Origin of the sequence: Clostridium sp. C105KSO13, assembly GCF_001517425.1 — a bacterium.
Lineage (GTDB): Bacteria > Bacillota > Clostridia > Lachnospirales > Lachnospiraceae > Muricomes.
Genome location: NZ_FBWL01000042.1, coordinates 1 through 1,032, shown reverse-complemented (window position 1 = coordinate 1,032; position 1,032 = coordinate 1). Strand labels below are relative to the sequence as shown.

General features: G+C 34.9%; 1 protein-coding gene. It reads left to right on the top strand.

What is annotated here, in order from left to right; translation table 11 throughout:
• Positions 1-221: 221 nt before the first annotated feature.
• Positions 222-920, top strand: coding sequence for a bacteriophage abortive infection AbiH family protein (locus tag BN3456_RS00135; protein ID WP_089981946.1), 699 nt, complete (start codon positions 222-224; stop codon positions 918-920).
• The last annotated feature ends 112 nt before the right edge of the window (positions 921-1,032 follow it).

The window sequence follows — 1,032 nt, the reverse complement described above, 5'->3', positions numbered from 1 at the left end:
CACTCATCTGTGGGGCTATTCCTTTATCTAAGATGAGATGATTGTAAAATAAAAAGTCTGCCAGTACAACACCGACAGACAAAAAGTTAAGAAAGGGCTATCACGCAGCATGCGTGATTTGGTTCAATAGATTATTTAACAAATGAAAATGTAAGATTGTGATGGCAGACAGTATTTTGGTTGTATAAATCTTGGAGGATATAAAATATTTTTGACGAGGTATGGATGAGATGAAAAGGTTATATATTATTGGAAATGGATTCGACGTTGCACATGGACTCAATACAGATTATTGGAAGTTTAGAACATATCTTGAACAGAAACACCCTGAGTTTTTGTCAGAATTTGAAAAGTTGTATGGCATTCAACAATTGGATGACACAGAGCCTTGGTATACAATAAAAGCTCAAGAAAGATGGAACCAAGCTGTGAATAAAGATCTTTGGAGTGCATTTGAAGAGTTGATGGGACATCCTGATATCACAGATATGCTAAATTATTCTTCTTGTATTCTTGATGATATGGATTTGGATGGAGGAAATATTGGTATTCGTGACACGATGGATGTTTATTGGCAAGAACAGTTTGGTTTTGCAAATTTACTACAGGATTATGTGAAAGAATGGATTGAGAAGATTGATACTAGTGGAATTCTTCCAAGGAAGAAAGAGTTAATAGGTAACGATGAAGACTATTTTTTGAATTTTAACTATACAGGTGTTTTAGAGCGTGTATATCAGATCGAAGATGTTACACATATTCATGGTAGTATTGAGAGTATTTCGGAAATCACACCAATTATGGGACATTGTAATAAAACTGAAAGTGAGAAACATCGTCAATGGGCTAAGGAAGCAGATGAAGAATATAATGAAGGCGAATCAAGCATTCAGGATGCGATTGCTGTAACCGCAAAATAAATCAGCGGGTTTTACATTGGTAAAAAATCTGTCATAATGATAGAAATGCAAGCATTTTACTTCAGCTTGGCGGCTAGGAAGTTATAAATGCAAGCGTTTTACTTTCATTATG